Raw genomic sequence first — 22,253 nt, forward strand, 5'->3', positions numbered from 1 at the left:
GCGGATGCTCTACGTACTCGCACTGTTCGCAGTCCTCGTGTTCTGTGCCGGCTTCGTGGTGATCTGGGCGCTCTCGTACGGGCCGCTCTAGGTATCGCCGTGGCTGACGCCCTCCTGCCGGTCGGCCCGCAGGCGCCGGATCGTCGCCACGGCGTTGCTCGCGTCGTAGCCGAAGTAGACGGCGTCGGCGTACGCCTCCGCGACCTCCGTCGCGTGCGCGAGAGCGTCGACGTCCACCTCGACGGCGTAGAGTTCGATGCCTAGGCGGGTGTCCACGTCCGCCAGCCGGCTCTCGAACCCCTTTCCGATCACTTCCAGCCAGTAGGTCGTCCCGTACGCGGTGTCGTACAGCGGGACGACGAACTCGTCGACGAGGGGCGCGAGCGCCTCGATATCGACGCCGCTCCGTGTCCGGAGGTGGCCGGGGTAGGGGTCGGGATACAGGGTGAGATAGAGGTCGCCGGGCACGCGCTCGCGCACGTCCGTCACGAAGTCGGTGACGACCGACGCTCGCCAGTCTGCGCGGTCGTCGAACTCGCTCGCCGCGAACAGGCGGTCACAGCGATCACAGCGACAGTAGCCGTCGCGGGGGAAGCCAACGTCGTCGAGACGGAGATCCGCCCGTTCGGCCACGCAGTCGTCGACGATCTCCAGCAAGCCCTCGCGGTAGCGCTCGTGTGTGGGGCAGACGTACGACCAGTCGAAGTAGGGGCGCTCGCGGGTCGCGGGGCGACCCTCGGCGTCGACGGCGGCGAGGGCGGGGTCGTCACCGACGGCGGCGTTGTCACCGAACAGGGAGACCATGTTGACGCCGGTCGCGAGCGGCGCCGCCGCGCGGCCGGTCACGTCTTTCACCTCGTAGAAGCCGGCGTCGAACGCCGACCACTCCAGTTCCTCGGCGTTGCGGGTGACGACGCCGTACATACCCGTCGGTAAGAGGGTGTGACGCCTAAGAATGACGGTTGGAGGGCGCTGTGCTTGTCGGCGAGTCCGTAGCTACTCGTCCACGTCCACTTCGACCGGTTCCTTGTCGCCGGAGAGCAGGACGTAGCCGATTGCGATCAGTGCGAGCACCAGGATGAACTTCGTTTTCCCTGACATGGGCACTCGTTGGGCCACCGGTCACAAAGCGGTTTCGCCTGCTCCCCGTGCGTCGATGTGTTCGGCCACGTCGTGTTCACGGATGATGGTGTCGCAGTACGCGCACCGAACGCCGTCGTCAAGCACTTCGAACTCCGTCCGGACGGGTTCGTCGGCGTTCGTGATGCAGTTGCGGTTGGGGCAGACGAGGATGCCCCGGACGGTGTCGGTTCGCTCCACGCGATTCTTCTCTATGACGTCGAAATCGCGGATGATGTTGATCGTCGCCTCGGGGGCGATCAGCGAGAGCACGTCCACCTCGGACTGGCTGAGTTCGCGCCCCTCCACCTTCACCACGTCCTTCTGGCCCACCTTGTCGCTGGGGACGTTCATGCCGATGCTGACACTCTCACCGCCGCTGCCGTCGATACCGAGGATGGCGAGGACGTTGAGCGCCTGCCCGGCGGTGACGTGGTCGATGACGGTGCCGTCGCGAATCTTGCTGACGCGGAGTTCTTTGTCGGTCATTCGTTCCCTCCGAGGAGAATGTCGAGCAGGGCCATCCGAACGGGGACGCCGTTGTGCGCCTGTTCGAAGTACTTCGCACGCTTCGTCTCGTCCACCTCCGGCGCGATTTCGTCGACGCGCGGGAGCGGGTGCATCACCGTCAGGTCGTCGGAGGCGTCCGAAAGCACCTCGTTGTCGATGCGGTACTCGCCGGCGACTTCGAGGTACTCCCGTTCTTCGGGGAAGCGCTCTCGCTGGATGCGCGTGACGTAGAGTACGTCGAGTTCGGGGAGCACCTCGTCGAGGTCGGTGTGTTCGCGCACCTGCGCGCCCGCTTCGTGCAGGTCGTAGCGGACGTTCCGGGGCAGGCGCAGGCTCTCGGGGCTGATGAAGTGCTGGCGCACGTCGAAATTGGTGAGTGCCTGTGCCAGCGAGTGGACCGTCCGGCCGTACTTCAGGTCGCCCATGATCCCGATGGTGATGTCGTCGAGGCCGGCGTTCTCGCGGATGGTGTAGAGGTCCAGCAAGGTCTGGCTCGGGTGCTGGCCAGCGCCGTCGCCGGCGTTGACGAGGGGAACGTCCACGAACTCCGAGGCGAGTTTCGCGGAGCCCTCGCTCGGGTGCCGGAGGACCATCGCGTCGGCGTAGCCTTCGATCACCCGTACCGTGTCCGCGAGGCTCTCCCCTTTCTTTACCGACGACGACTCGACGGATCCCATGTCGATGGTCTCGCCGCCGAGGCGCTTCATGGCCGACTCGAAACTCATCTTCGTCCGCGTACTCGGCTCGAAGAAACACAGCGCGAGCACGCGCCCGGCGTGCCGGTCCCGGACGAGGTCGGGGTCGGCGTCGACCGCCGCCGCGTGGTCGAGCACCGCCTCGATGTCGTCCCGAGAGAGGTGGGCCGCGCTGATGAGGTGGTCCTGCAACATTACGTGTGTGAGCCACCCGTGGCGTCTTGAATCCCTCGGCATCTCGGTTCCGGTGGTGCGGGGTCGGCGTCCGAGGACCGCCGCGCTCATCCCACGATCTGATCGAGGAGTTTCGCCTGTGCCGTCGCGAGGTGTTCCGCCAGCGTCGACGGGTGGATGTCGAGTTCCGCGGCCACCCGTTCGGCGTTGGTCGCTCGCGGATACTCGAAGTAGCCCATCTCGTAGGCCGTCTCGACGACTTCCGCCTGTCGTTCGGTCAGCGTGTCGCGGTCGACGAACGTTGCGGCGCTCTCGTCGGCGGCGCCGACGGTCCGACACAGTCCTTGGACCGACGCGTCGAATCCGCGGTCGTGCAGCCGCTCGATCACCTCGCGGACGCGGTCGGCAGACGGGAGATGCACCGTCACGTACAGCGATCCGTCGGCGGCGCGCACGTCACCGGTCGGGACGTTGAGCCCCTCTATCACCTCGCAAGGACACCGCCCGTCCCCGGTGCGTTCGATCTGATAGACCGACTCGTTTCGGTACTCGAACACGCGGTCGACGTCCGGCGGATCGGCGTCGGACGCGTCGCCGCGGAACTCTTCGACGACCGTCCCGCCGTCGCCGGTCCACGTCACGTCGCGGAACTCGGCCCCGGCACGCTCCGAGAACGCGGCCACGGGACACTCCGCGGCCGCGTCGATGCGTAGCTCCGCCCGAAGGCCCGTGGTCATGGTCGAACGTTGTCGTGCATCGGTCATTAACGTTCGCGAGGTGGGTCGCTCAGACCCACTCGGTCGCGATTTCCTCGGCGGTACGGAAGGCGAGAGCGTAGATCGTCTCGGTTGGGTTGTACCCCGCGGACGTGACGAACGGGCTCCCGTCGACGACGAACAGGTTGTCCACGTCGTGGGCGCGGCCGTAACTGTCAACGACGGACGTGGCGGGGTCGGTCCCCATCCGACAGGTGCCCATCAGGTGGGAACTCCCGCGGTGGTGGACGCCGGTGCCGGCGCTCCAGACCTCGGACGCGCCCGCGGCCTCGAAGATCTCTTTGCACCGCTCGACGACGTACGACTGCGCCTTGAAATCCTGCGGGTGGTTCTCGAACGTCACGTCGACGCCGGGGATTCCCCACTCGTCCCGGTTGTTCGGATCGGGACGGACTCGGTTGCGCTCTCGGGGAACGTCCTCGACGGGCGCCCACACCCAGACGAGGTTCTCGAAGTCGCCCATCTCCTCCATGAAGCCGTCACCCCAGGTCGGCGTGTTCGGCGGGGTCTTCCCGCCGGCGTACAGCTGTTTCCAGTTCCCGCCGTACAGCATCGGGGCGTTGATCGACGCCAGCTGGAGGTTGCTCCCCGTGACGAAGTCGACGTCCTCGTCGATACGGTTCGAGAGGATGAAGTCGTCGACGGCCTTGTTGCTCCAGGTGCCCCGGTTCTGCTTGGTCGGCTCGTCGAATTTGGCGAAGATCTGGGTGTAGTCCATGTGGAACATCAGGTTCCGGCCGACCTGTCCGCTGCTGTTCGCCAGCCCGTCGGGATGGTGTTCGGACGCCGAGTTGAGCAACAGTCGGGGCGTCTCGATGGAGTTCCCGCTGACGACGACGGCGTCCGCGGTGATGTCGTGTTCCGTGCCGTCAGCCTTGTCCACGTATCGGACGCCGGTGACCTGTCCCTCGCCGTCGACGAGGACACGCTTCGCGAGACACTCGTCCCGGAGGTCGAAGTTGTCGGCGTTGATCACCGACGACAGTTTCGCCACGAGCGAGTTGGATTTCGCCCCTCGGACGTAACAGCCGTAGAAACAGCAGTGGCCACAGTACGTGCAGGACGGCCGCCCGTCGTACTGCTCGGTCAGGACCGCCTGTGGCGAGGGGAACGCCTCGTAGCCGAGTTCGTCGGCGCCGCCGGCCAGGAGTTCCCCGCTCCGCGATTCGGGGACGGGGTCCATCGGATACGACCACGAGTCGGGGTGGGTCGGCTGGCCGCCGTCGGGACCACAGATGCCGATTTCCTGCTCGGCGCGCTCGTAGTACGGCGCCATGTCCCCGTAGTCGACCGGCCAGTCGGCCATATTCGCACCGTCGAGCTCTCCGAACTCCGATTTCATGTTGAAGTGTTCGGGGAGGAGCCTCCACATCACGCCGCAGTAGTGGACGCTACTGCCGCCGACACAGCGGCCGTAGAGGTTGAACTTGCCCGTGTTGCCCGCAGTCGCGCCCGTGTCGTCGTACTGGCGGTACCGCTCCGGCGTGTCGTGGACGGTGTTGCTCAGGCGCGCGTTGATCACGTTCCGGAGTTCGTCCTGATCGTGTGTCCCCGGCATCGGTCCGGCCTCGATGCCGATCACGTCCATCCCCTCGGCGACGAGTTCGCTGGCGACGACGCCGCCCGCGGCGCCCAGTCCGACCACGATCACCTCGGCGTCGGGCATCAGGACTCACCCCCGCCCTCGAACTCGCCGTACAGATCCGGCGGCCGCGTCTTCGCCGCTTCGTGTTCGTCGAACGACTTCCACGGCGGCTTGAGTTCGTCGGGCGTGTAGCCTTCAATGAAGGGACCGACGTACCTTGCCTGGCGCCAGCCACCCAGGTCGACGTTCCCGCCGTACTTCGGCTGGGCGTAGTAGCCCTCGACGGCGTGATCCCGGAGGAGCGAGACGAAGGCGGTCGACGGGATAGTCATCGTGACGGGGCTCGGGGTGGGAATGTCCTCCCACCCCGGCGCCGACCGCTCCTGGATCTGCGAGAGCAGGTCGTCGACCTCCGACTCGTCGAGGTCGGTCACCGGCCGGTCGAACAGTTGCTGGGCGGTGTCTTGGAGGCGAGCGATGCCGTCCTCGTAAGCCGACTGGAACCGGCGGTCGTCGTGTGCCGTCTCGTAGAATGGCTCCCGCTGGAGGGCGCGGTCGATGTACCTGACGACCGAAAGCTCCGTCGCAGACGGCCGGTCGTCGCTCCCGGGTAGCAACCGGTCGACGAGGGTCGAGACGACGGCGGCTTGCGCCGCGTCGAAGAATTCGTACGTTTCTGCCGCCGGCGTCTCCGTCGCCGTCTCCGTCGTAGTCTCCGTGGCCGTCGCCGTCTCCGTGGCTGCCGCCGTGTCGGTGCCGTCTCCCGACCCGTCGGAACCACAGCCAGCGGTACTCGCTACGGCGCCGGCGCCGGCCAGTCGAACGAACGTTCGTCGGTCGAGTTTTTTCGTCATGTGTGCCCCCGTTGTGAATCGAACGACGATGTCACGGTCCACGCGACGCGACCGTCGCGCGGGACGAGAGTGACATTGTCACACACATATCTGACGGCCAGCTGGCTAAGTTCGGTCCCGTGTTATTCGGGGATTTTTAACCGCCGCCCCAGTTCAGGGCCAGTTCCCGCTGTCGTCGAACGCGTCCGCCACCCGCTCGATGGCGACGACGTACGCCGCCGTCCGGAAGTTCGGCACGTCGTAGTCCTCGAACGTGTCGACCAGTCGGTCGAACGCGTCGGTGATGATCCGTTCGAGTTCGTCGTTGACGCGCTCCTCGGTCCACGAGAAGCGCTGGCGGTTCTGCACCCACTCGAAGTAGGAGACGGTGACGCCGCCCGCGTTCGCCAGAATGTCGGGGAAGACGTACACGTCGCGGTCGGTGAGCACGTCGTCGGCGTTGGGCGTCAACGGACCGTTCGCCGCCTCGACGATCACGTCCGCCTGTACGTCGCGAGCGATGTCGGCGTCGACGGCGTTCTCCAGTGCCGCCGGCACCAGCAGGTCCACCTCGGCAGTGAGCAGTTCCTCGTTCGTCAGTTCCGCCTCCGCGTCGGCGTAGCCGACGACCGATCCCGTCTCGCGCTTGTGCGCTTTCACCGCGGCCACGTCGAGGCCGTCAGCGGCGTAGACGCCGCCCTGCGAGTCGCTGACGGCGACGACGGTGGCGCCCTGATCGGCGAGCAACTGCGCGGCGACCGACCCGGCGTTGCCGAAGCCCTGCACGGCGACCGTCGCGCCCTCGATACCGCTGCCGAGGTAGGCGAAGGCCTCGCGCGCGGTGAGCATCACGGATCGGCCCGTCGCCTCGACTCGGCCGGCACTGCCGCCAGAAGAGGGCGCCTTGCCGGTGACCACGCCGGGTTCCGTCGTCCGCTCTAGCGTCTCGTAGGTGTCCTTGATCCAGTTCATCTCCCGCTGCCCGGTGTTCACGTCCGGGGCGGGGATGTCGCGGTCCGCACCGATGATCGGCCGAAGTTCGGCCGCGAAGGAGCGCGTGATCCGTTCGAGTTCGCCCTCCGAATACTGACGGGGATCGAACGCGATGCCGCCTTTCGCGCCGCCGTAGGGGATGTCGACCACGGCGCACTTGTACACCATCCACCCCGAGAGCGCCTTCACCTCGTCGCGGGTGACGTTGGGGTGGTAGCGGATGCCACCCTTGTACGGCCCCCGATCACCGTTGAACTGGGAGCGGTAGGCGCGAAACTGCTCGATGGAGCCGTCGTCCATGTCGACCGAGAGGGTCGTCGACAGCACGCGCTCGGGGTGTTTGAGCCGCTCGATCACGTCACCGTCCACGTCGGAGTAGGCCGCCGCGTCGTCGATCTGTTCCTGGAGGCTCTCGAACGGATTGATGTCCGCCATTCCAGGGTGGGTTCGCCTTCCGGGGATACAGGCTTTTCGACAGCGGTAGGTCTCATTCGTCGTCCGGAACCCGCTCCAGAATTCGCTCGGCACGAGCGATCAGCGGTGCGTCGATCATCTCGCCGTCCACTTCGAAGACGCCGCGACCGTCGGCGTCGTCGCGGGCGTCGAGGACGCGACGCGCCCACGCCACCGCCTCCGCGTCGGGCGCGAGGGCGTCGTGAACCACGTCCACCTGTGCGGGGTGGACGACCATCTTTCCGTCGTACCCGAGCGTCGCCGCGAATCGAGTTTCGGCACGCAAGCCCTCGTGGTCGTCGAGGTCCGTATAGACCGTATCCACGGCGTCGACGCCCGCCGCCCGCGCCGACAGCACGACGTGTTCGCGGGCGTACAGCACTTCGGTTCCCTCGTCGGTCCGGGTCGCACCGAGGTCGGCCGCGAGATCCTCCGCGCCGAAACACAGGGCGTCGACGGCTGGGACGGTCGCCACCTCGCGGGCGTCGAGGACGCCGGCCGCCGTCTCGATCAGCGCGAGGATGGGGTGGGAACACAAGTCGGCCACACGCGCGACGCTGTCGGCGTTCGCTTTCGGAACCATCACCGCATCGAGACGGTTGGCGTCCGCCACCGCGTCGAGATCAGTCGCCGCAGCGTCGGCGTCGGCGGCGACGCGGACCGCCACCTCGACGGCGGGGTCGAAGTCGGGATCGGTGAGGAGGTCCGCAACGGCCGCCCGTGCCTCGGCCTTCCGCGCCGGCGCGACGGCGTCTTCGAGGTCGAAGACGACGGTGTCGGCACCGGTCGACGGCGCCTTCCGGCACATGTCGGGGCGGTCGCCCGGCGAGAACAGGACGGTGCGGCGGGCCATACAGGGGGCAGGGCGGCCGAGGAAATGATACTGCCGGCTGTAACTGTTCCGAGATGGGCGCCATCTCGGGGTGGCGTACATCGTGATCGACTTACAGCCGGCAGCACGCACCCGGCCCCAGAATCCGGCTCTACAGCGCGAGGCCGACGGCGACGACGTTCATCACCGACGCGACGACCCACGGGAGAGCGAGACCGGCGGGAACCAGCCCCCGGTAGTCGTCGGGCATCACGACCCACCCGGCGACGGCGACGCCGACAGCGCCGCCTTTCAGGAGTGCGAGCGCGGAGAGCGCCCCCACGCTGGCGATGAGATCCGCGGCGACGGGGTTGACCTCGGTCAGCCCGAGGCGAATACCGTAGATCGTGAGGACGCCGTCGGCGACGAGGCTCGCGAGAGCGACGGCCCAGAGCCACGACGCGTGCGCCGTCGTCCGCGTCGCGACGGCGTCGAGATACGCACTCCCGACGGCCGGTCCGACCGTCTCCCGCGACTGGGACTGTGCAGTATCGGTCGACATACGCGGGGAGAGAACGAGTAGCCCCGTGAGTATACGCCGCATACACCGAGTAAATGACCGATTATCGACCGGACCGCGCCACTCGGTCAGTCCAGCGCCGACTCCAGCCGGTCGATCAGCGGCCCGTTACCGAGATAGACCGGGGTTCGCTGGTGGAGGTCCTCGGGATCTACGTCGAGGACCGATCCCGTGCCGTCCGAACTCCGGCCGCCGGCCGATTCGATGACGTAGCCGACGGGGTTACACTCGAACTGGAGACGGAGTTTGCCCTCCGGGGCCGACTGGAGGGCGGGGTAGGCGAACACGCCGCCGTAGGTGAGCACCTGATTCACGTCGCCGATCATCGCGCCGCCGTAGCGGAGTTTGAGTTCCGACTCGATTTCGTCGACGTAGGCCGCGAAGTCGTCGGGCCAGTCGGGGACGCGCCCGCCGAAGCCGTACACCGTCGGGTCGTCGGGCAGGGTCACGTCCTCGTTCAGAACGGTGGCCTCGCCGTCCTCGATCAGATACTCCGTCACGGTACCCTCGCGGGCGAACGCCATCGTGGTGATCGGGCCGTAGAGGACGTAGCCCGCGGCGACGAGGTCGCGCCCGCTCGCCGGGAGCGGCGCGTCGTAGACGCCGACGATGGTCCCCATGACGTTGTTTGGTTTGAGGTTCGACGAGCCGTCGAGGGGGTCGACCGCGATGGCGTAGCCCTCGCCGGCGTCGACGACGCTCTCGCGCTCCTCGCTGGCGTAGGCGCCGACGCCGTCGATGCGTCCGAGGCGCTCCTCCAGTAACTCGTCGGCGTACTCGTCGGCCGCCAGTCGCTGCTCGCCGGACGGGTTCTCGGCGCCCGCGGCCTCCCGCCGGCCAGGGAGGCCGGCCCGGATTTCCGGCGCCGCCGCGGCGACGGCGTCACGAATCGCGTCGACAGTGTCGACCATCAGTCGCTGGCTTCGAGGCCGGCCGTCGCGCCCAGCGCCTCCTCGACCGACGCGTCGTCGAAGATGACCGCTTCGAGGCCGTCGAGGATGGCTTCGGGGTTCTCACGCTGGAAGACGTTGCGCCCGACGGCGAGGCCGCTGGCGCCGGCGTCCATCGCCTCACGGACCGTCGAGAGGAACGCCTCGTCGCTCGTCTTCGACCCGCCGCTCATGACGACCTTCATGTCGCCTGCGCTCTGGACGGCCCAGTTCATCGCGTCCGCCGAGCCGGGATACTTCACTTTCGCGATGTCGGCGCCGAGTTCGAGACCCAGACGGGAGGCGTAGGCGATAGTGTCCGGGCTGGTGTCGTCTTTGAGACCCTGCCCACGCGGGTAGGACCACATCACGACGCCCATATCGTGTTCGCGGGCCTGCTCCTGTGCCCGCCGGAACTCCTCGGCCATCTCGACCTCGTGGTTCGAACCGCCGTAGAACGTGAAGCCGATGGCGTCGGCGCCGAGTTCGGCCGCGTAGTCGACGGACCAGTTGACCGCGGAGTCGGGTTCGCCCATCCAGAGGTTGCTCGTGCCGTTCAGCTTCGCCAGCAGCGTCACGTCGTCCTCGTAGGAGGGGTAGTACGCCTCGGCGACGCCCTTCTGGACGGCGATGGCGGTCACGGCGTCGTGAGTGCCCACGTCGAACACCGTCGAGGGGTCGGTCGTCTGGGGGACCGGCTCGAAGTCGACCGGGCCGTGTTCGAGACCGTGGTCGTACGCGAGGATCAGTGCCTTACCGTCACGGGTGATCGCATCGTCAGCACCGGGGATCATGTGTGTAGACTTACCGGCGAAATACCACATAAAGCGTGTGGTCGTGGGCGCAGGTGCGAGGTACTCACGACCGACCGGATCTTCGATTCGGCCCGTCGACCGCCACGGACGTGGATTTCGCGTACGGTACTCCTCGTGGAAGCAGTATTGTATCGGGAGCGAGTACTAAACGGGGATGCAGTTCGAACTCCGGCCCGAGACTGCGGTCGCGTATCTCCGTCGGTCGGGGCGGCTGCCAGCGCGCGCGGACGCGAGAACGACGGCGTACGGCGGCCGTGCGAACCGGGTCGTCAAGGTGGTGTCCGAGGACGGGTGCGTCGCTCTCAAACAGCCCCGGCCACGACTCGCGGACGAGGTGGGGACACCGGCTGACCCGAATCGGATTCACTGGGAAGCGACCGTTCTCCGGTTGCTCGCGCGGATCGCCCGTCGGTCCGACGCGCACGTCGCCGTCCCGGAGGTGCGATTCGAGGATCCCGACGTGCACGTGATAGAGTTACGAGCGCATACCCCGTCTTTAGGTGGGGGTCAAGCGGACAATAGCGTACACCACCACCGACGACGACACGGCTGGATTTTCCACCGTTCTGTTGGTAGTATTAAGCCACCGGCGGTACATAGTGTGCAACACGGATGAAGACCACATGGCACGCGACCTACAACCTCAACTACCACATAGTGTGGTTGCCGAAGTGCCGTCAATCGGCACTCGTCAACGAGGTCGCAGACCGTGTGCGAACCATCCTCCACGAAATTGCCGACGACAAGGGCCTCGAAATACTCGACCTGACCGTTCAGCCCGACCACGTTCACCTGTTCGTCAGTAGCCCACCGAAGCACGCTCCGTCCCTTCTCTCCAACTGGTTCGAGGGGATTTCCTCACGGAAATACAACCACCGCTACGCTGACCACGACGGTGAGAAGATTCGATGGGCAAGGGGGTACTACGCAGGAACGGCGGGCCACGTATCCAGCGAGACGGTCACGAACTACATCCAGCGCCACGAGGAGGACGATTCATGACCGAATTCACGAAAACGCTGGAGTTGAAACTGGTTGCCCCGAACGCTCACAAGCGTCAGAAACTCCGAGAGACCCGAGAGGCGTACCAGAACGCCCTTCATGACGCCTTCGACGCTGGCTGTACCACACAGACCGAAGCGAACGATGTGGTGGTCAACTACGACCTGAGTGGGTACGCGAAGAACGCGCTCAAAAAGTACGTCCCGCAGTTGACGACGACCGACAACGCGGGCGAACTTCACGACGACCACCCCGTTCGATTCACCAACGAGGGGCTTCGACTCGACCACAAGCCCGAAAACGCAATCGAGTGGTACGTCAAAATCCCGCACCACGAGGACTACCACCTCTGGATGCCAGCACAGCCGAACCCCGAACAACGGGACTGGCTCGAAGCGTTGAACGCTGGTGACGCGGAGATGGGCGAGAGTCGGCTGTTCGAGCGGGACGGGACGTGGTTTATCCACGTCACCGCCACCCGCGACGTGGAGGACGGTTCCGAGGCGTCCGCCGAGGAACGGACGCCCATCGGTGTCGATATTGGGGAAGCGTCACTCGTCACGGTGTGTCACCGCGACGACCACAGTTCTCCGACCGCTCCCGAACTGTGGGCCGATGAGGGGAAGACCGTTCGTCGGCTCCGCAAGACCTACTTCACCGCCACGAGGCGGCTTCAGACGCGCGGAAGCGAGCGTATCGCAGAGTCGTTCGGTGACGACCTGTGGAACCAGATAGACGACGTGTTCCACCGCGTCACCCGCGAAGTCGTGGAATACGCCGAGTCCGTCGAGAATCCCGTTCTCGTTCTGGACGACCTGACGTATATACGGGAGTCGATGGACTACGGCGAGTATATGAACCGCCGACTCCACGGATGGGGGTTCGCCAAACTCCACGCGCAGATACGCTACAAGGCCGTCGAGAAGGGTATCCCCGTCGAGACGGTGACCCCGCGCAACACCTCGAAGGAGTGCCACGCTTGCGGTGAGGTGGGGCATCGCCCGCGACAGGCGACGTTCAAGTGTTCGAACGACGCTTGCTGGGTGGGCGAGTATCAAGCGGACGTGAACGGAGCGGTGAACATCGCCGACCGCTACCTCAGCGGAGAGAGTCGTTCCAGAGAACACCCGAACGACGATGACTCGGCTGAGGATGGGGCGCGTTTGACCGCGCCACAAGACAGCCAAGCCGATGCTGAAGTCCAGTAAGAGACGCTTGGAACGTATGCGTCTTGAAACCGTAGGGTCGAGCGAACGCTCGGCCTAACATCCCGTGGCGGGATTTCCGCGTCTTCAGGCGCGGGAGGAGGTCAATCACGGCGACTACAACCCCAAGAACGTCTTCACCACTCGCGACGCGACCACGACACTCTGGGTGATCGATCCCGAATTCGCTTGCTGGGGCGATCCCGCCTGGGACGTCGCGTCGCAACTTGCCCACCTGTACGTCGCCGCGATTCACGTCGGCGACCGTCCGCGAGAGTATCTCGACGCAGCCACACGGTTCTGGGACGTGTATCGCAGTCGTGTTCCGTGGGAACTCGACACAGCGGTCGCGACCGAAGTCGCCATTCTGTTGCTCGCCCGAGTCGACGGACGGGCAACACTCGAGTACCTCACAGCATCCGACGTGGAGCGACTCCGTAGGGTCGGTCGAGCGAGTCTCACCGAACGGTCGCCGACGCTTCCGCTCGTCGAAGGCCACGTCCGAGCAGCGTGCCTCTGACGCCGGGGCACACGGAGAGATGGATTTTTGGTGTTAGTGATAGATATCTAACGGGATGGGCGGGACGATACTTCCCCCGATCGGCTTCTCCGAACTGCTCGGAGCACTGTTTGGTGTCCTCATCGGACAGCTGCTGACGATATGGTGGGATCGGACGAAGCGGCGTGCCGACGAGCGGACGCGGCGCCAGCGGACGGCGCGAGCTATCGCGGGCGAGCTTCGGGAGATCAGCCGTGATCTCGAACGACTGGACGACGATCCGGACACCCAGCCCGATTTTTCGTATCCGACTGCCGCGTATCGAAGTAGCATCGCGAGCGGGCGCTTCTCGTTACTCGACGAAGCGTACCAGCTCGACATCGCACAGATGTACGAGCGCATCTCGCAGGCTCGCGACGTACAGGAACGCTTTCAGCAGATTCGCCTCCGAGGCGACCGTAGCGATCGGGAGTATCGTCGACAGCTCCGCTTACAGTTCAACGACTACGTGAAGACGCTCCAGAACGAACTGCCCGAACTCATCGATCGGATCGAAACCCACAGCCGCGAGAGGGGTGGCGCTCGCTGGACAGTTGGCCAGTGGAGCGTCGAACAGCTACGACGACCATAGGCAAGCCCATGACAGTAGACATCTCGGTCGCGTACGAGGTCATCCCTGCGAAAGGACACGACCTGGCCGAAATCGGAAACAAGATCGCTCAGGAGCAGTCGGTCGGTGGGTACGAGTGGTCGTTCGACCGTCACTTCGACGTCGCTCCCTATCGCGCGCAGGTTCGTGACCTGTACGACCATCCAGCGTCCGAACGGGGATCGATCATGATCAGTTTCCCCGCCGACAACATCGTCCCCGAACTCCCACACCTGTTGAACTACGTGGCAGGGGACGTCTTCGGGAGCCAGTACGTCTCCCAGATTCGGATCCGTGATATCGAATTTCCCCAGTCGTTTCTCGCCAAATTTCCCGGGCCGCAGTTCGGGATCGACGGCATCCGCGAGCGCGCGGGTGTCCGTACAGATCGGCCGCTCCTCGGGATGATCATCAAGCCGTCGCTCGGTCTCGAACCGAAACGCATCGGGAAGTTGGTTCGGTGCGCGATCAAACCCGACGACGGCCTCCGTGGGGTGGACGTGATCAAAGAAGACGAGAAACTCGTCGACCCCGCGTACTGCCGATTCGAAGCGCGCCTCGACGAAGTCGTCGACGCGCTACGCTGGATGCAAACGGAGACCGACCGGACGGCACTGTACGTCGTCAACGTGACTGGGCGCGAGGAGGCGTTCGCGGAGTACGTCGAGCGCAACGATATCGACGACGTACTCGACCGATTCGTCTGCCTCCAGACGGTGATCTCCAACGGGTTCGGCCAGATGCAACAACTGGCCGACAGCGACCAGTTCGACACGCCGTTGTACGCACATCGCGCTGGCCACGCCGCGTATACACGGACGAGCCACGGCATCTCGATGCGGGTCATCGAGAAGCTCTCCCGACTCGCAGGCGCGGATTTCGGTCACTGTGGGGCCGTCGTCGGCAGCCACGAGCGCCCCCGCGAGAGTGTGATCCGAAACAAGGACGCACTGGTCAACGATCGCTCCGGATGGGCGGACGTTCCCCGCACCTTTCCAGTCATCTCCGGTGGCGTCAATCCGATGAACATCTACGACAACATGCACCGGATCACCTACGACGAATTCGAGACGGATCTCCTGTTCATGATCGGATCCGGAATCTACGCCCAGAGCGGGGGTTCCTTGGACGGCATCGCCCGCGGCATCGCGGCCAATCGACAGGCGATTCAGGCTGCGATCGACGGCCACAGCGTCGAGGACGTCCTCGGCACGTACGGGTCGAAGTACGCCAGAATGCGCGAGTGGATCGAACAGGAGGACGCCAGCGACCGGTAACGTCCCGGGTGGCGCCGACGATTCGGTCGGCCCGTTCGCTACCCTTACATCCCTCCCACGCACAGGTAGCCACATGCGAGGATTCGATCAGATCGACACCGTCGGGGTCGTCGGCGCCGGCACGATGGGCAGCGGAATCGCACAGGTGGCCGCCACCGCCGGCTACGACGTGGTGATGCGCGACATCGAGGACGACCTCGTCGCCGACGGCTTCGACCGCATCGACGACAGCCTCTCGCGGTTCGTCGAGAAGGAACAACTCTCCCGAGAGGAGGCCGACGCCGCGGTGGATCGCATCACCGGCACGACCGACCTCGCCGACCTCGCGGACTGCGACTACGTCATCGAGGCCGCGGTCGAGAACATGGACATCAAACAGGACATCTTCGCGGATCTCGACGAGGCCGTCGACGACGACGTGATCCTCGCAACCAACACCTCCACGCTCTCCATCACGACCATCGCGTCGGCGACGGCGCGACCGGAACTCGTCGTGGGCCTGCACTTCATGAACCCCGCGCCGATCATGGAGGGCCTCGAACTCGTCGTGGGCGAGAGGACGAGTGACGATGTGGTCGAATGTTCCCACACGCTCGCCGAGGACTTCGGCAAGACGACGTGGGAGTCCGACGACAAACCCGGCTTCGTCGTCAACCGTGTGCTGATGCCGTGGATCAACGAGGGCATCCGCGCCTACGACGAGGGCGTCGCCAGCAAGGCCGACATGGACGCCGGGCTGAAGTTGGGCACGAACGTCCCGATGGGGCCGCTCGAACTCGCGGACCACATCGGTCTCGACGTGTGTCTCGACGCCAGCCAGACGCTCGCGGAGGAACTCGGCGACCGCTACAAACCTCCGTACCTGCTCAAGCGGAAGGTCGACGCCGGTGACCTCGGCCGCAAGACGGGGCGTGGCTTCTACGAGTACGAGTAGGACCACCTCTTTTTACGCTTCCCGTCCGCAGAGCAACCGATGGACGTCGCTATCCTCACCGTCGGCGACGAGGTACTCGCAGGCGATACCGAGAACACGAACGCGACGTGGCTGGCGAGACGGCTCACCGACGCCGGCGTGACCGTCACCCGCATCCTCACCGTCCCCGACGACCGCGACGTGATCCGTGAGACCGTCGACGAGTGGCGCTCGACGTTCGACGCCGTCGTCGTCACCGGCGGCCTCGGCGGTACTCACGACGACGTGACCGTCGACGCCATCGCGGACGCCTTCGACCGCGACCTCGTCGTCGATCCGACCGTCCGCGAGGACGTGGTCGAAACCGTGGCGGCCTACCGGGACCGGAACCCCGACCTCGTCGAGGCCCACGACCTCGACCTCGACGTGGATGCGTGGGCGGCGCTGCCGGCGGGGAGCCGACCGCTGGTCAATCCGGAAGGGCTGTGTCCCGGCTGTGTCGTCGAGAACGTCTACGTCTTCCCCGGCGTCCCCGCGGAGATGCAGGCGCTGTTCGACCTCGTCGCGGGCGAGTTCGGTGGCGACGCCGTCTCGACCACACTCTACACTCCACAGCCCGAGGGGTCGATGGTCGAGGACATCGCCGGCCTCCGCGAGCGCTTCGACGTGACGGTCGGCAGCTATCCGAGTACGGAGACGCGCAACCGGATCAAACTGACCGGGACGGACGCCGCCGAGGTGGCACGGGCGGCCGACTGGCTCCGCGAGCGGATCGACATCGTCGACGACCCCTGATTCCCCTATCACGAATGATTCTGTGAGCCGTGCGTTTAACCTCCCACCCATCCTCGCTCCGACAGATGATCGAGGTCGAAGACCTCCGCAAGACCTACGGCGACTTTCCCGCGGTCGTCGGCAGTTCGTTCGACGTGGACCGCGGCGAGATCTTCGGCATCGTCGGCCCCAACGGCGCGGGCAAGACGACGACGCTGAAGATGATCGCCGGCCTCGTCGAACCCTCCGCGGGGTCGGCCACCGTCGCCGGCTTCGACGCCAGCGATCCCGAGATGCGCCGGTCGCTCGGCTTTCTGCCCGAGGAATCGCCGCTCTACGAGGACATGACCGCCCGGTCGTATCTCGACTTCTTCGCCGACCTCTACGACGTGCCGGATCACGAGGCGACGGAGCGCATCGAGGGGACGCTCGACCGCCTCGAACTCGACCACCGCGAACGCCGTCTCGGCGACGTGTCCAAGGGGATGAAACGCAAGGTGGCCATCGCCCGATCGCTGGTCAACGATCCCGACGTGCTGATCTACGACGAACCCGCGAGCGGCCTCGACCCGCTGACCACCAACTACGTTCTGGAGTTCGTCCGCGAACTCCGCGACGCGGGCAAGACCGTCCTCTTCAGCGCGCACAACCTCTATCACGTCGAGTCGGTCTGTGACCGCGTCGCCATCATGAACCGGGGCGAGATCGTCGCTCGCGGCACCGTTCCCGAGATTCGCGACGAGTACGGCACCACCGAGTACCGCGTGTTCACCTCCGTGCCCCTCGACGACACGGAACCGGAAGGCGACCGCCACGTCGTCGAAGTGGCCGATATGGACGCTGTGGAGGAGGTGCGCGACCGGGCGGCCACGGCGGGCGGCGAGGTGGCCGACATCCGCACGCGCGAACCGAGCCTCGAAGATATCTTTCTGGATCTGGCGGCCGACGCCGAACCCGACCCGAGAGGTGGGTCGTGATAATGATAGGTGTAAGTCATCACCGTCGGTTCGCCGTGACAGTCTGGCGAACCGCCAGTAAACAGTTACAACTACCATTATGAGTGGTCCACGGGCACGCCTCCAGCGAGCCATCGACGACGCCCGGTCGGGTCTCCGGTCGGTCGCCCGCATCGCCCGCTGGGAGACGAGTCGGAGCGCCGGCGTCGTCGACCGCCAGACGGCCATCCTCGGTCTCGTCGCCCTCCTCCTCGCCGGCGCCGTCGGCGGCGCCGCGATGGCGACCGGCGGCGTCGCCCTCGACCGCGACGTGTACCGTATTGGCGTCGCGGACGACAGCCCCTACTACGAAGTCGTGCAGGAGAGTCCCGCCCTCGCCGCACGACCGCTGGATATCGACCGCCTCGGACGCGGTGTCGAGGTCGTGGTCCGGAACGACCGTTTCTACGTCGCCAACTCGCAGAAAGCGCGGGCCGCGCTGTCGACGTTCCGGAACGCCGTCCGCGGACACAACCTCGCCGAGATGCGCGAAGAGCGCAACGAGTCGGCCGCGTTCCCGGTCGTCGTGACCCTTCGATACGCCGAGCAGACGCCGGACGAGGCCGTCACGGCCGGGAGCGACACAGATGGGGGCAGTGGTGGCGACGGCGGCGGGGCGGGAACCGGCGGCGCCGGTGACGGCGACGGTAGTGGGGCAGGCGTCGGCGCCGGGAGCGGATCCGGTGGCGTCGGCGCCGGGGGCGGATCCGGTGGTGTCGGAGCCGGCGGATCGACCGGCGACGGCCCCCTCGGCGTCCCCGGATTCGGTACGGGAGGCCTCCTCGGTGGTGGCGGGTCGTCCGGGTCGCCAGCCGACATCTCCCCACCCTTTCCCTTCGGCGCGCTCGTCCTCGCCTTCGTCTTCTTCATCCCCATGAACTTCGTCATCCAGCCCTACGGCAGTAGCATCCTCAACGAACGGATCAACCGGCGGGGCGAACTGCTGTTGGTCGCGCCCGTCTCCCCGTCGGCCATCGTCGCCGGCAAGACCCTGCCCTACCTCGCGCTCCTCGTCGGCATCACGACCCTCGTCGCCCTCGCCATCGGCGGCGGGCCGGTCAGTATCGCCGCTGTCGCCCCCATCGCGACGCTGTATCTCGCCGCCACCTTCGTCGGCGGCATGTTCGCCCGCTCCTTCAAGGAACTCACGTTCGTCACCGTCTCCATCTCCGTCTTCCTCACCTCCTACGCGTTCGTCCCGGCCATCTTCACGAACGTGACGCCCATCGCGCTCATCTCGCCGCTGACGCTCGTGGTTCACGACCTGCAGGGGACGGGCGTGACGGCCGTGCAGTACGCCTTCTCGACCGGCCCCTTCTACGTCGGGTCCGCCGTCCTCTTTCTCCTCGGCGTCGGCGTCTACCGCGAGGAGGATATGTTCACCCAGCGCGCGGTGCCGCTGAAGTTCCTCGACGCGCTCAACAGCCGGATCAGCCGTCGGCGCTCCGTGGCCGTCCTGAGCGCGCTCTCGATTCCCTTCGTCTTCATCGCAGAACTCCTCGCCATCGCCGTCCTCTTCGTCCTGCCCGTCGAGGTGTCGATCCCACTCTTGCTGGTCGCCGTCGCGACGGTGGAGGAAGTCGCCAAGAGCGTCCACCTCTACGCGGGGTTCCGCGGCCCGTTCGCCGGCCGGCGCGGCTGGAAGACGGCGCTCGCCCTCGGCGCGCTCTCGGGGCTCGGCTTCTTCCTCGGCGAGAAACTCACCGCTATCGTCCAGTTCGTCGGCCTCCCGGACCTCACGCTCGGCCGCGCGGCCTTCACCTCCGCGGGCATCGCGGCGACGCCGACGGTCGGCCTCCTCCTCTTACTCGCACCGCTCGCCCTCCACGCGACGACGACGAGCATCGCGTCGCTCGGGGCGACCCGTGACCGCGCCTCCTATCTGGCCGCGCTCGTCCCCGCCATCGCCGTCCACGCGGCCTACAACCTCGCGGTGGTGAGTACCCTTGGCTGAGCCACGCCTCACCATCGCCCGGCGAGAACTGGCGACGCTGCGGTCCGAGAAGACCATCGTCCTCGCCCTGCTGATCCAACTCTTTATCGCCGCGTTCTCCTCCTTCCTCGTCGTCGGCCTCGTCTCGCTGTACGATCCGGGGAGCGTCGAGGGGTACGAGGCGACGGTCGGGGTGACCGGCGACGCGAGCGACGACCTCCTGCGTGTCGTCGACGATCAGGCGTCAATGGCGGGCGTGGCCTACGACTCGCAGGCGGCGGCCCGGGCGGCGTTCGAGCGCGGCGAGGTGGACGCCGTCCTCCTCGCGGATCGGCGGGCTGGACGGGTGTTCGTGACAGCGACAGCGCCGGACGGCAACGTGCGGACGACGATCATCGTCGTCCAGTTACGCGAGGCGCTGTCGACGTTCGAGCGGGTGGAGCGCGACCAGCGGTCGAGCTACCTCTCCGCGACGCCACTCGGCCTCCCGCCGCGGAGCGGATCGACGCCCTACTACGGGTTCAGCTACACCGTCCTCCTCCCCCTCCTCTGCTTCCTCCCCGTCTTCATCAGCGGGTCGATCACTGTCGACTCGGTGACCGAGGAGTTCGAACGCGGCACGCTCGAACTCCTCCGGGTTGCGCCCGTCTCGACGGTCGACATCGTCGACGGCAAGGTGTGGGCGGCGGCGGCGCTGGCGCCGGCGCAGGCCGGCCTGTGGCTCGCTCTCCTCGGATTCAACGGGACAACCGTCCGCCACCCCCTCGCCGTGTTGCTGGTGGTCGCGGCGCTCTCCCTCCTCGTCGTGACCCTCGGCGCGACCATCGCCCTACTCGCTCCCGACCGCCGCGCCGCGCAGTTCCTCTACTCGGTGAGCGTCCTCGTCGCCTTCGGCGGGACGACGCTCCTGCCGCTGAATCCCGTCAACACCGTCGCCCGTCTCGCCGTCGACAGCGTCGGCGCAACGTACCCGCTGCTCGTCGGGGGGTATCTCGTCCTCGGCGTCGGAGCCTACGTCCTGCTCCGGCAGGCGGTTCCGCGGATCGGACTGGCCGACTGATCGGGGATTCCGATGGACGCTCGCCGACCCTCGCCCGGCGAACGGCTCGGACGAGGACGATACCGACGCCACCCCGAAACACACTCAAGGCCTGCGGAGAACGCACACGTATGGGTCTCGGAAGCACGGCGAAGAAACTCCAACAGATCGCCGACATGGCCGAAGACGTGTACGCACGCCTGAACCAGCTTCGCGAACAGGTCAACGAGACGCGAAAGACCGTCGACGAGACGAAAGACCGCGTCGACCAGGTCGACCGCGAACTGGCCGAACAGCGAGCGCTCATCGAGGCACTCGCGGAGAAACAGGGTGTCGACGTCGAGGCGATCACCGCCGAAGTCCACGTCGTCGACGCCGAGGCCGTGGCGGGGGAACGCGGTGAGGAGAGTGAAGGCGCCGACGAGTCGACGAGCAGTTAGCCTAACCGGCCGTGTTCGACCTTGAGGCACCGGTCCTGCACGACGATCAGGCCGGCGTCGCGGGCGCGGGCGGCCGCCGCGTCGTCGCGGATGCCACGCTGGAGCCAGATGCCGTCGAGATCGTCGTGGCGCTGGTGTCGCTTGAGCGCGGCGTCGACGATGCGACTCACTTCTTCGCTGGGCCGGAAGACGTCCACCAGATCGACGTGCCCGGACACGTCGTCGAGGCTATCGACCGCCGTCCGCCCCAGCACCTCGTCGCGATTCGGATTCACCGGGATGATGTCGTACCCCTGTCGCTGGAGGTAGGCGGGCACGTCGTGGGCCGCCTTCCCCGGCGTGGCCGAACACCCGATGACGGCGATGGTTTCGACGTCCAGCAACTCGCGAATCTCCTCGTCGGTGGCGTCGGTCATGGGTCGGCTACGGGGGCACGCGGAATGAAAGGTACGCTTAGACGCCGGGCAGGTTCGCCGTCGGTTCCCCGTCCTCGTGCGTCTCGATGACGCCGTCGAACAACTGCTTGAGCGTGTTCATCGTCTTGTCGTCGTGGGCGGTCGAGTCGATGGCGTAGAGGCCGAGGCCGTCGACGCTCTGGACCCGTCCCGTGAACACGTGCAGGAATCGAAAGACGGTCTGGAGGTCGGAGTACATCAGGAGCGTCGACAGCGAGTCCAGGAACACGCGGTTGCGCCTGACGGCCTGGCGCTCGTAGAACTCCTCTAACAGTTCGGAGAACTTGATCCCGACGCCGGTCATATCGACCGGCGACGAGGTGTAGCGGACCTGCGCGTCGTCTCGGGCCTCGCTCACGCCCTGCTGTCGGGTCACGCAGTCGACGACAGCGACGGGCCGGTCGGCGTAGTCGACTCGCTCGTCGAACGCTTCGAACACCCGCTTGGCGCCGTCGGTGTTGCTGACGACGATGGCACCCTCGCCGTCGCGAATGCCCTCCGCCAGAATATCGAAGGCCAGTTGCTTCTTACCGGTGAGTGCAGGGCCGGAGAGCAGCAGGTTCGACCCCTGCTCGACCTCGACATCCAGCGGCGGGCCAAGGTCATACATCACGAACCCTCGCAGGGACGAACGGACAGGGGACGGCCTCTCCCTGCGAACGACACAACTCACCGGAGATCATGAGATAGTATGAAAATATAGTGAGCCGGTAATATTCTTTTTGATTGCGCAGAATCGAGGGATGAAGGGCCGACACGGGAGAACCGTTCGTGTCAGGATGCACCAGTTGGATTTATT

Annotated in this window: 24 protein-coding genes; 11 read left to right on the top strand and 13 right to left on the bottom strand. The window is 66.2% G+C overall.

All coding sequences use genetic code 11. From position 1 onward, the window contains the following. Window positions 1–87: 87 nt before the first annotated feature. From DU502_RS10005 to DU502_RS10055, 11 genes are all read right to left on the bottom strand, one after another. Window positions 88–924, bottom strand: coding sequence for a hypothetical protein (locus DU502_RS10005; RefSeq protein WP_121919225.1), 837 nt, complete (start codon window positions 922–924; stop codon window positions 88–90). A 198-nt stretch (window positions 925–1,122) separates the two neighbouring features. After that, window positions 1,123–1,608, bottom strand: a complete 486-nt coding sequence (pyrI, locus tag DU502_RS10010) for an aspartate carbamoyltransferase regulatory subunit (RefSeq protein WP_121919226.1) — start codon at window positions 1,606–1,608, stop codon at window positions 1,123–1,125. Further along, complete coding sequence (gene pyrB, locus DU502_RS10015) at window positions 1,605–2,519, bottom strand: aspartate carbamoyltransferase (RefSeq protein ID WP_121919227.1); 915 nt, start codon at window positions 2,517–2,519, stop codon at window positions 1,605–1,607. Before pyrB ends, pyrI begins: the two co-directional genes overlap by 4 nt. An 86-nt stretch (window positions 2,520–2,605) precedes the next feature. Beyond that, on the bottom strand, window positions 2,606–3,235 hold the full coding sequence (locus DU502_RS10020) for a helix-turn-helix domain-containing protein (protein ID WP_158601129.1): 630 nt from the start codon (window positions 3,233–3,235) through the stop codon (window positions 2,606–2,608). Between the two features lie 49 nt (window positions 3,236–3,284). Beyond that, complete coding sequence (locus DU502_RS10025; protein ID WP_121919229.1) at window positions 3,285–4,940, bottom strand: GMC family oxidoreductase; 1,656 nt, start codon at window positions 4,938–4,940, stop codon at window positions 3,285–3,287. Then, complete coding sequence (locus DU502_RS10030; protein WP_124897056.1) at window positions 4,940–5,713, bottom strand: gluconate 2-dehydrogenase subunit 3 family protein; 774 nt, start codon at window positions 5,711–5,713, stop codon at window positions 4,940–4,942. Before DU502_RS10030 ends, DU502_RS10025 begins: the two co-directional genes overlap by 1 nt. Before the next feature lie 153 nt (window positions 5,714–5,866). Continuing rightward, on the bottom strand, window positions 5,867–7,120 hold the full coding sequence (locus DU502_RS10035) for a Glu/Leu/Phe/Val family dehydrogenase (protein ID WP_121919231.1): 1,254 nt from the start codon (window positions 7,118–7,120) through the stop codon (window positions 5,867–5,869). Between the two features lie 52 nt (window positions 7,121–7,172). Next, window positions 7,173–7,991, bottom strand: coding sequence for an HpcH/HpaI aldolase/citrate lyase family protein (locus DU502_RS10040; protein WP_121919232.1), 819 nt, complete (start codon window positions 7,989–7,991; stop codon window positions 7,173–7,175). Between the two features lie 130 nt (window positions 7,992–8,121). Beyond that, a complete protein-coding gene (locus DU502_RS10045; protein ID WP_121919233.1) occupies window positions 8,122–8,511 on the bottom strand; it encodes a DUF5658 family protein in 390 nt (129 codons plus the stop codon). A gap of 86 nt (window positions 8,512–8,597) precedes the next feature. Beyond that, a complete protein-coding gene (locus tag DU502_RS10050; RefSeq protein WP_121919234.1) occupies window positions 8,598–9,440 on the bottom strand; it encodes a class 1 fructose-bisphosphatase in 843 nt (280 codons plus the stop codon). Beyond that, a complete protein-coding gene (locus DU502_RS10055) occupies window positions 9,440–10,252 on the bottom strand; it encodes a class I fructose-bisphosphate aldolase (RefSeq protein WP_121919235.1) in 813 nt (270 codons plus the stop codon). Before DU502_RS10055 ends, DU502_RS10050 begins: the two co-directional genes overlap by 1 nt. Window positions 10,253–10,885: 633 nt before the next feature. Here DU502_RS10055 and tnpA point away from each other — a divergent pair. The 11 genes from tnpA (at window position 10,886) to DU502_RS10110 (ending at window position 20,999) form a co-directional block, all read left to right on the top strand. Continuing rightward, window positions 10,886–11,275 carry an IS200/IS605 family transposase gene (tnpA, locus tag DU502_RS10060; RefSeq protein ID WP_121919236.1) on the top strand — a complete coding sequence of 130 codons (390 nt, stop codon included), beginning with the start codon at window positions 10,886–10,888 and terminating at the stop codon, window positions 11,273–11,275. Next, window positions 11,272–12,483 carry an RNA-guided endonuclease InsQ/TnpB family protein gene (locus DU502_RS10065; protein WP_121919237.1) on the top strand — a complete coding sequence of 404 codons (1,212 nt, stop codon included), beginning with the start codon at window positions 11,272–11,274 and terminating at the stop codon, window positions 12,481–12,483. The genes tnpA and DU502_RS10065 overlap by 4 nt, the downstream gene beginning before the upstream one ends. A 64-nt stretch (window positions 12,484–12,547) precedes the next feature. Next, window positions 12,548–13,000 carry a phosphotransferase gene (locus DU502_RS10070; protein WP_121919238.1) on the top strand — a complete coding sequence of 151 codons (453 nt, stop codon included), beginning with the start codon at window positions 12,548–12,550 and terminating at the stop codon, window positions 12,998–13,000. A 55-nt stretch (window positions 13,001–13,055) separates the two neighbouring features. Further along, window positions 13,056–13,610 carry a hypothetical protein gene (locus DU502_RS10075; protein ID WP_121919239.1) on the top strand — a complete coding sequence of 185 codons (555 nt, stop codon included), beginning with the start codon at window positions 13,056–13,058 and terminating at the stop codon, window positions 13,608–13,610. 8 nt (window positions 13,611–13,618) lie between these two features. Beyond that, entirely contained in the window at window positions 13,619–14,905 is a 1,287-nt protein-coding gene (locus DU502_RS10080; protein WP_121919240.1) for a RuBisCO large subunit C-terminal-like domain-containing protein, read from the top strand. 73 nt (window positions 14,906–14,978) lie between these two features. Then, window positions 14,979–15,839, top strand: coding sequence for a 3-hydroxyacyl-CoA dehydrogenase family protein (locus DU502_RS10085; RefSeq protein WP_121919241.1), 861 nt, complete (start codon window positions 14,979–14,981; stop codon window positions 15,837–15,839). A 39-nt stretch (window positions 15,840–15,878) separates the two neighbouring features. Then, window positions 15,879–16,613: a competence/damage-inducible protein A gene (locus DU502_RS10090; protein ID WP_121919242.1), complete on the top strand. Its 735-nt coding sequence runs from the start codon at window positions 15,879–15,881 to the stop codon at window positions 16,611–16,613. Window positions 16,614–16,678: 65 nt separating this feature from the next. After that, complete coding sequence (locus tag DU502_RS10095) at window positions 16,679–17,569, top strand: ABC transporter ATP-binding protein (RefSeq protein WP_121919243.1); 891 nt, start codon at window positions 16,679–16,681, stop codon at window positions 17,567–17,569. Window positions 17,570–17,648: 79 nt separating this feature from the next. Next, window positions 17,649–19,541, top strand: coding sequence for an ABC transporter permease family protein (locus DU502_RS10100; RefSeq protein WP_121919244.1), 1,893 nt, complete (start codon window positions 17,649–17,651; stop codon window positions 19,539–19,541). Next, entirely contained in the window at window positions 19,534–20,580 is a 1,047-nt protein-coding gene (locus DU502_RS10105) for an ABC transporter permease (protein WP_121919245.1), read from the top strand. The genes DU502_RS10100 and DU502_RS10105 overlap by 8 nt, the downstream gene beginning before the upstream one ends. Window positions 20,581–20,690: 110 nt before the next feature. Beyond that, window positions 20,691–20,999, top strand: a complete 309-nt coding sequence (locus DU502_RS10110; RefSeq protein WP_121919246.1) for a DUF5798 family protein — start codon at window positions 20,691–20,693, stop codon at window positions 20,997–20,999. Here DU502_RS10110 and DU502_RS10115 read toward each other — a convergent pair. Together DU502_RS10115 and DU502_RS10120 are read right to left on the bottom strand one after the other, a co-directional pair. Then, the gene (locus DU502_RS10115; protein ID WP_121919247.1) at window positions 20,996–21,415 is read right to left on the bottom strand and encodes a CoA-binding protein; all 420 of its coding nucleotides are present in this window, start codon (window positions 21,413–21,415) and stop codon (window positions 20,996–20,998) included. The genes DU502_RS10110 and DU502_RS10115 overlap by 4 nt on opposite strands. Before the next feature lie 37 nt (window positions 21,416–21,452). Then, a complete protein-coding gene (locus DU502_RS10120; RefSeq protein WP_121919248.1) occupies window positions 21,453–22,064 on the bottom strand; it encodes an RAD55 family ATPase in 612 nt (203 codons plus the stop codon). Between the last annotated feature and the right edge of the window lie 189 nt (window positions 22,065–22,253).

It is taken from the genome of Haloplanus aerogenes (assembly GCF_003856835.1).
Classification (GTDB): domain Archaea; phylum Halobacteriota; class Halobacteria; order Halobacteriales; family Haloferacaceae; genus Haloplanus; species Haloplanus aerogenes.

Coding starts and splice junctions, on each gene's coding strand:
- DU502_RS10115 (WP_121919247.1), bottom strand. CDS start 21,415: ATGACCGACGCCACCGACGAGGAGATTCGCGAGTTGCTGGACGTCGAA.
- pyrB (WP_121919227.1), bottom strand. CDS start 2,519: ATGTTGCAGGACCACCTCATCAGCGCGGCCCACCTCTCTCGGGACGAC.
- DU502_RS10025 (WP_121919229.1), bottom strand. CDS start 4,940: ATGCCCGACGCCGAGGTGATCGTGGTCGGACTGGGCGCCGCGGGCGGC.
- DU502_RS10035 (WP_121919231.1), bottom strand. CDS start 7,120: ATGGCGGACATCAATCCGTTCGAGAGCCTCCAGGAACAGATCGACGAC.
- DU502_RS10095 (WP_121919243.1), top strand. CDS start 16,679: ATGATCGAGGTCGAAGACCTCCGCAAGACCTACGGCGACTTTCCCGCG.
- DU502_RS10050 (WP_121919234.1), bottom strand. CDS start 9,440: ATGGTCGACACTGTCGACGCGATTCGTGACGCCGTCGCCGCGGCGGCG.
- DU502_RS10085 (WP_121919241.1), top strand. CDS start 14,979: ATGCGAGGATTCGATCAGATCGACACCGTCGGGGTCGTCGGCGCCGGC.
- DU502_RS10075 (WP_121919239.1), top strand. CDS start 13,056: ATGGGCGGGACGATACTTCCCCCGATCGGCTTCTCCGAACTGCTCGGA.
- DU502_RS10005 (WP_121919225.1), bottom strand. CDS start 924: ATGTACGGCGTCGTCACCCGCAACGCCGAGGAACTGGAGTGGTCGGCG.
- DU502_RS10055 (WP_121919235.1), bottom strand. CDS start 10,252: ATGATCCCCGGTGCTGACGATGCGATCACCCGTGACGGTAAGGCACTG.
- pyrI (WP_121919226.1), bottom strand. CDS start 1,608: ATGACCGACAAAGAACTCCGCGTCAGCAAGATTCGCGACGGCACCGTC.
- DU502_RS10030 (WP_124897056.1), bottom strand. CDS start 5,713: ATGACGAAAAAACTCGACCGACGAACGTTCGTTCGACTGGCCGGCGCC.
- DU502_RS10020 (WP_158601129.1), bottom strand. CDS start 3,235: ATGACCACGGGCCTTCGGGCGGAGCTACGCATCGACGCGGCCGCGGAG.
- DU502_RS10110 (WP_121919246.1), top strand. CDS start 20,691: ATGGGTCTCGGAAGCACGGCGAAGAAACTCCAACAGATCGCCGACATG.
- DU502_RS10090 (WP_121919242.1), top strand. CDS start 15,879: ATGGACGTCGCTATCCTCACCGTCGGCGACGAGGTACTCGCAGGCGAT.
- DU502_RS10100 (WP_121919244.1), top strand. CDS start 17,649: ATGAGTGGTCCACGGGCACGCCTCCAGCGAGCCATCGACGACGCCCGG.
- DU502_RS10120 (WP_121919248.1), bottom strand. CDS start 22,064: ATGTATGACCTTGGCCCGCCGCTGGATGTCGAGGTCGAGCAGGGGTCG.
- tnpA (WP_121919236.1), top strand. CDS start 10,886: ATGAAGACCACATGGCACGCGACCTACAACCTCAACTACCACATAGTG.
- DU502_RS10040 (WP_121919232.1), bottom strand. CDS start 7,991: ATGGCCCGCCGCACCGTCCTGTTCTCGCCGGGCGACCGCCCCGACATG.
- DU502_RS10045 (WP_121919233.1), bottom strand. CDS start 8,511: ATGTCGACCGATACTGCACAGTCCCAGTCGCGGGAGACGGTCGGACCG.
- DU502_RS10080 (WP_121919240.1), top strand. CDS start 13,619: ATGACAGTAGACATCTCGGTCGCGTACGAGGTCATCCCTGCGAAAGGA.
- DU502_RS10065 (WP_121919237.1), top strand. CDS start 11,272: ATGACCGAATTCACGAAAACGCTGGAGTTGAAACTGGTTGCCCCGAAC.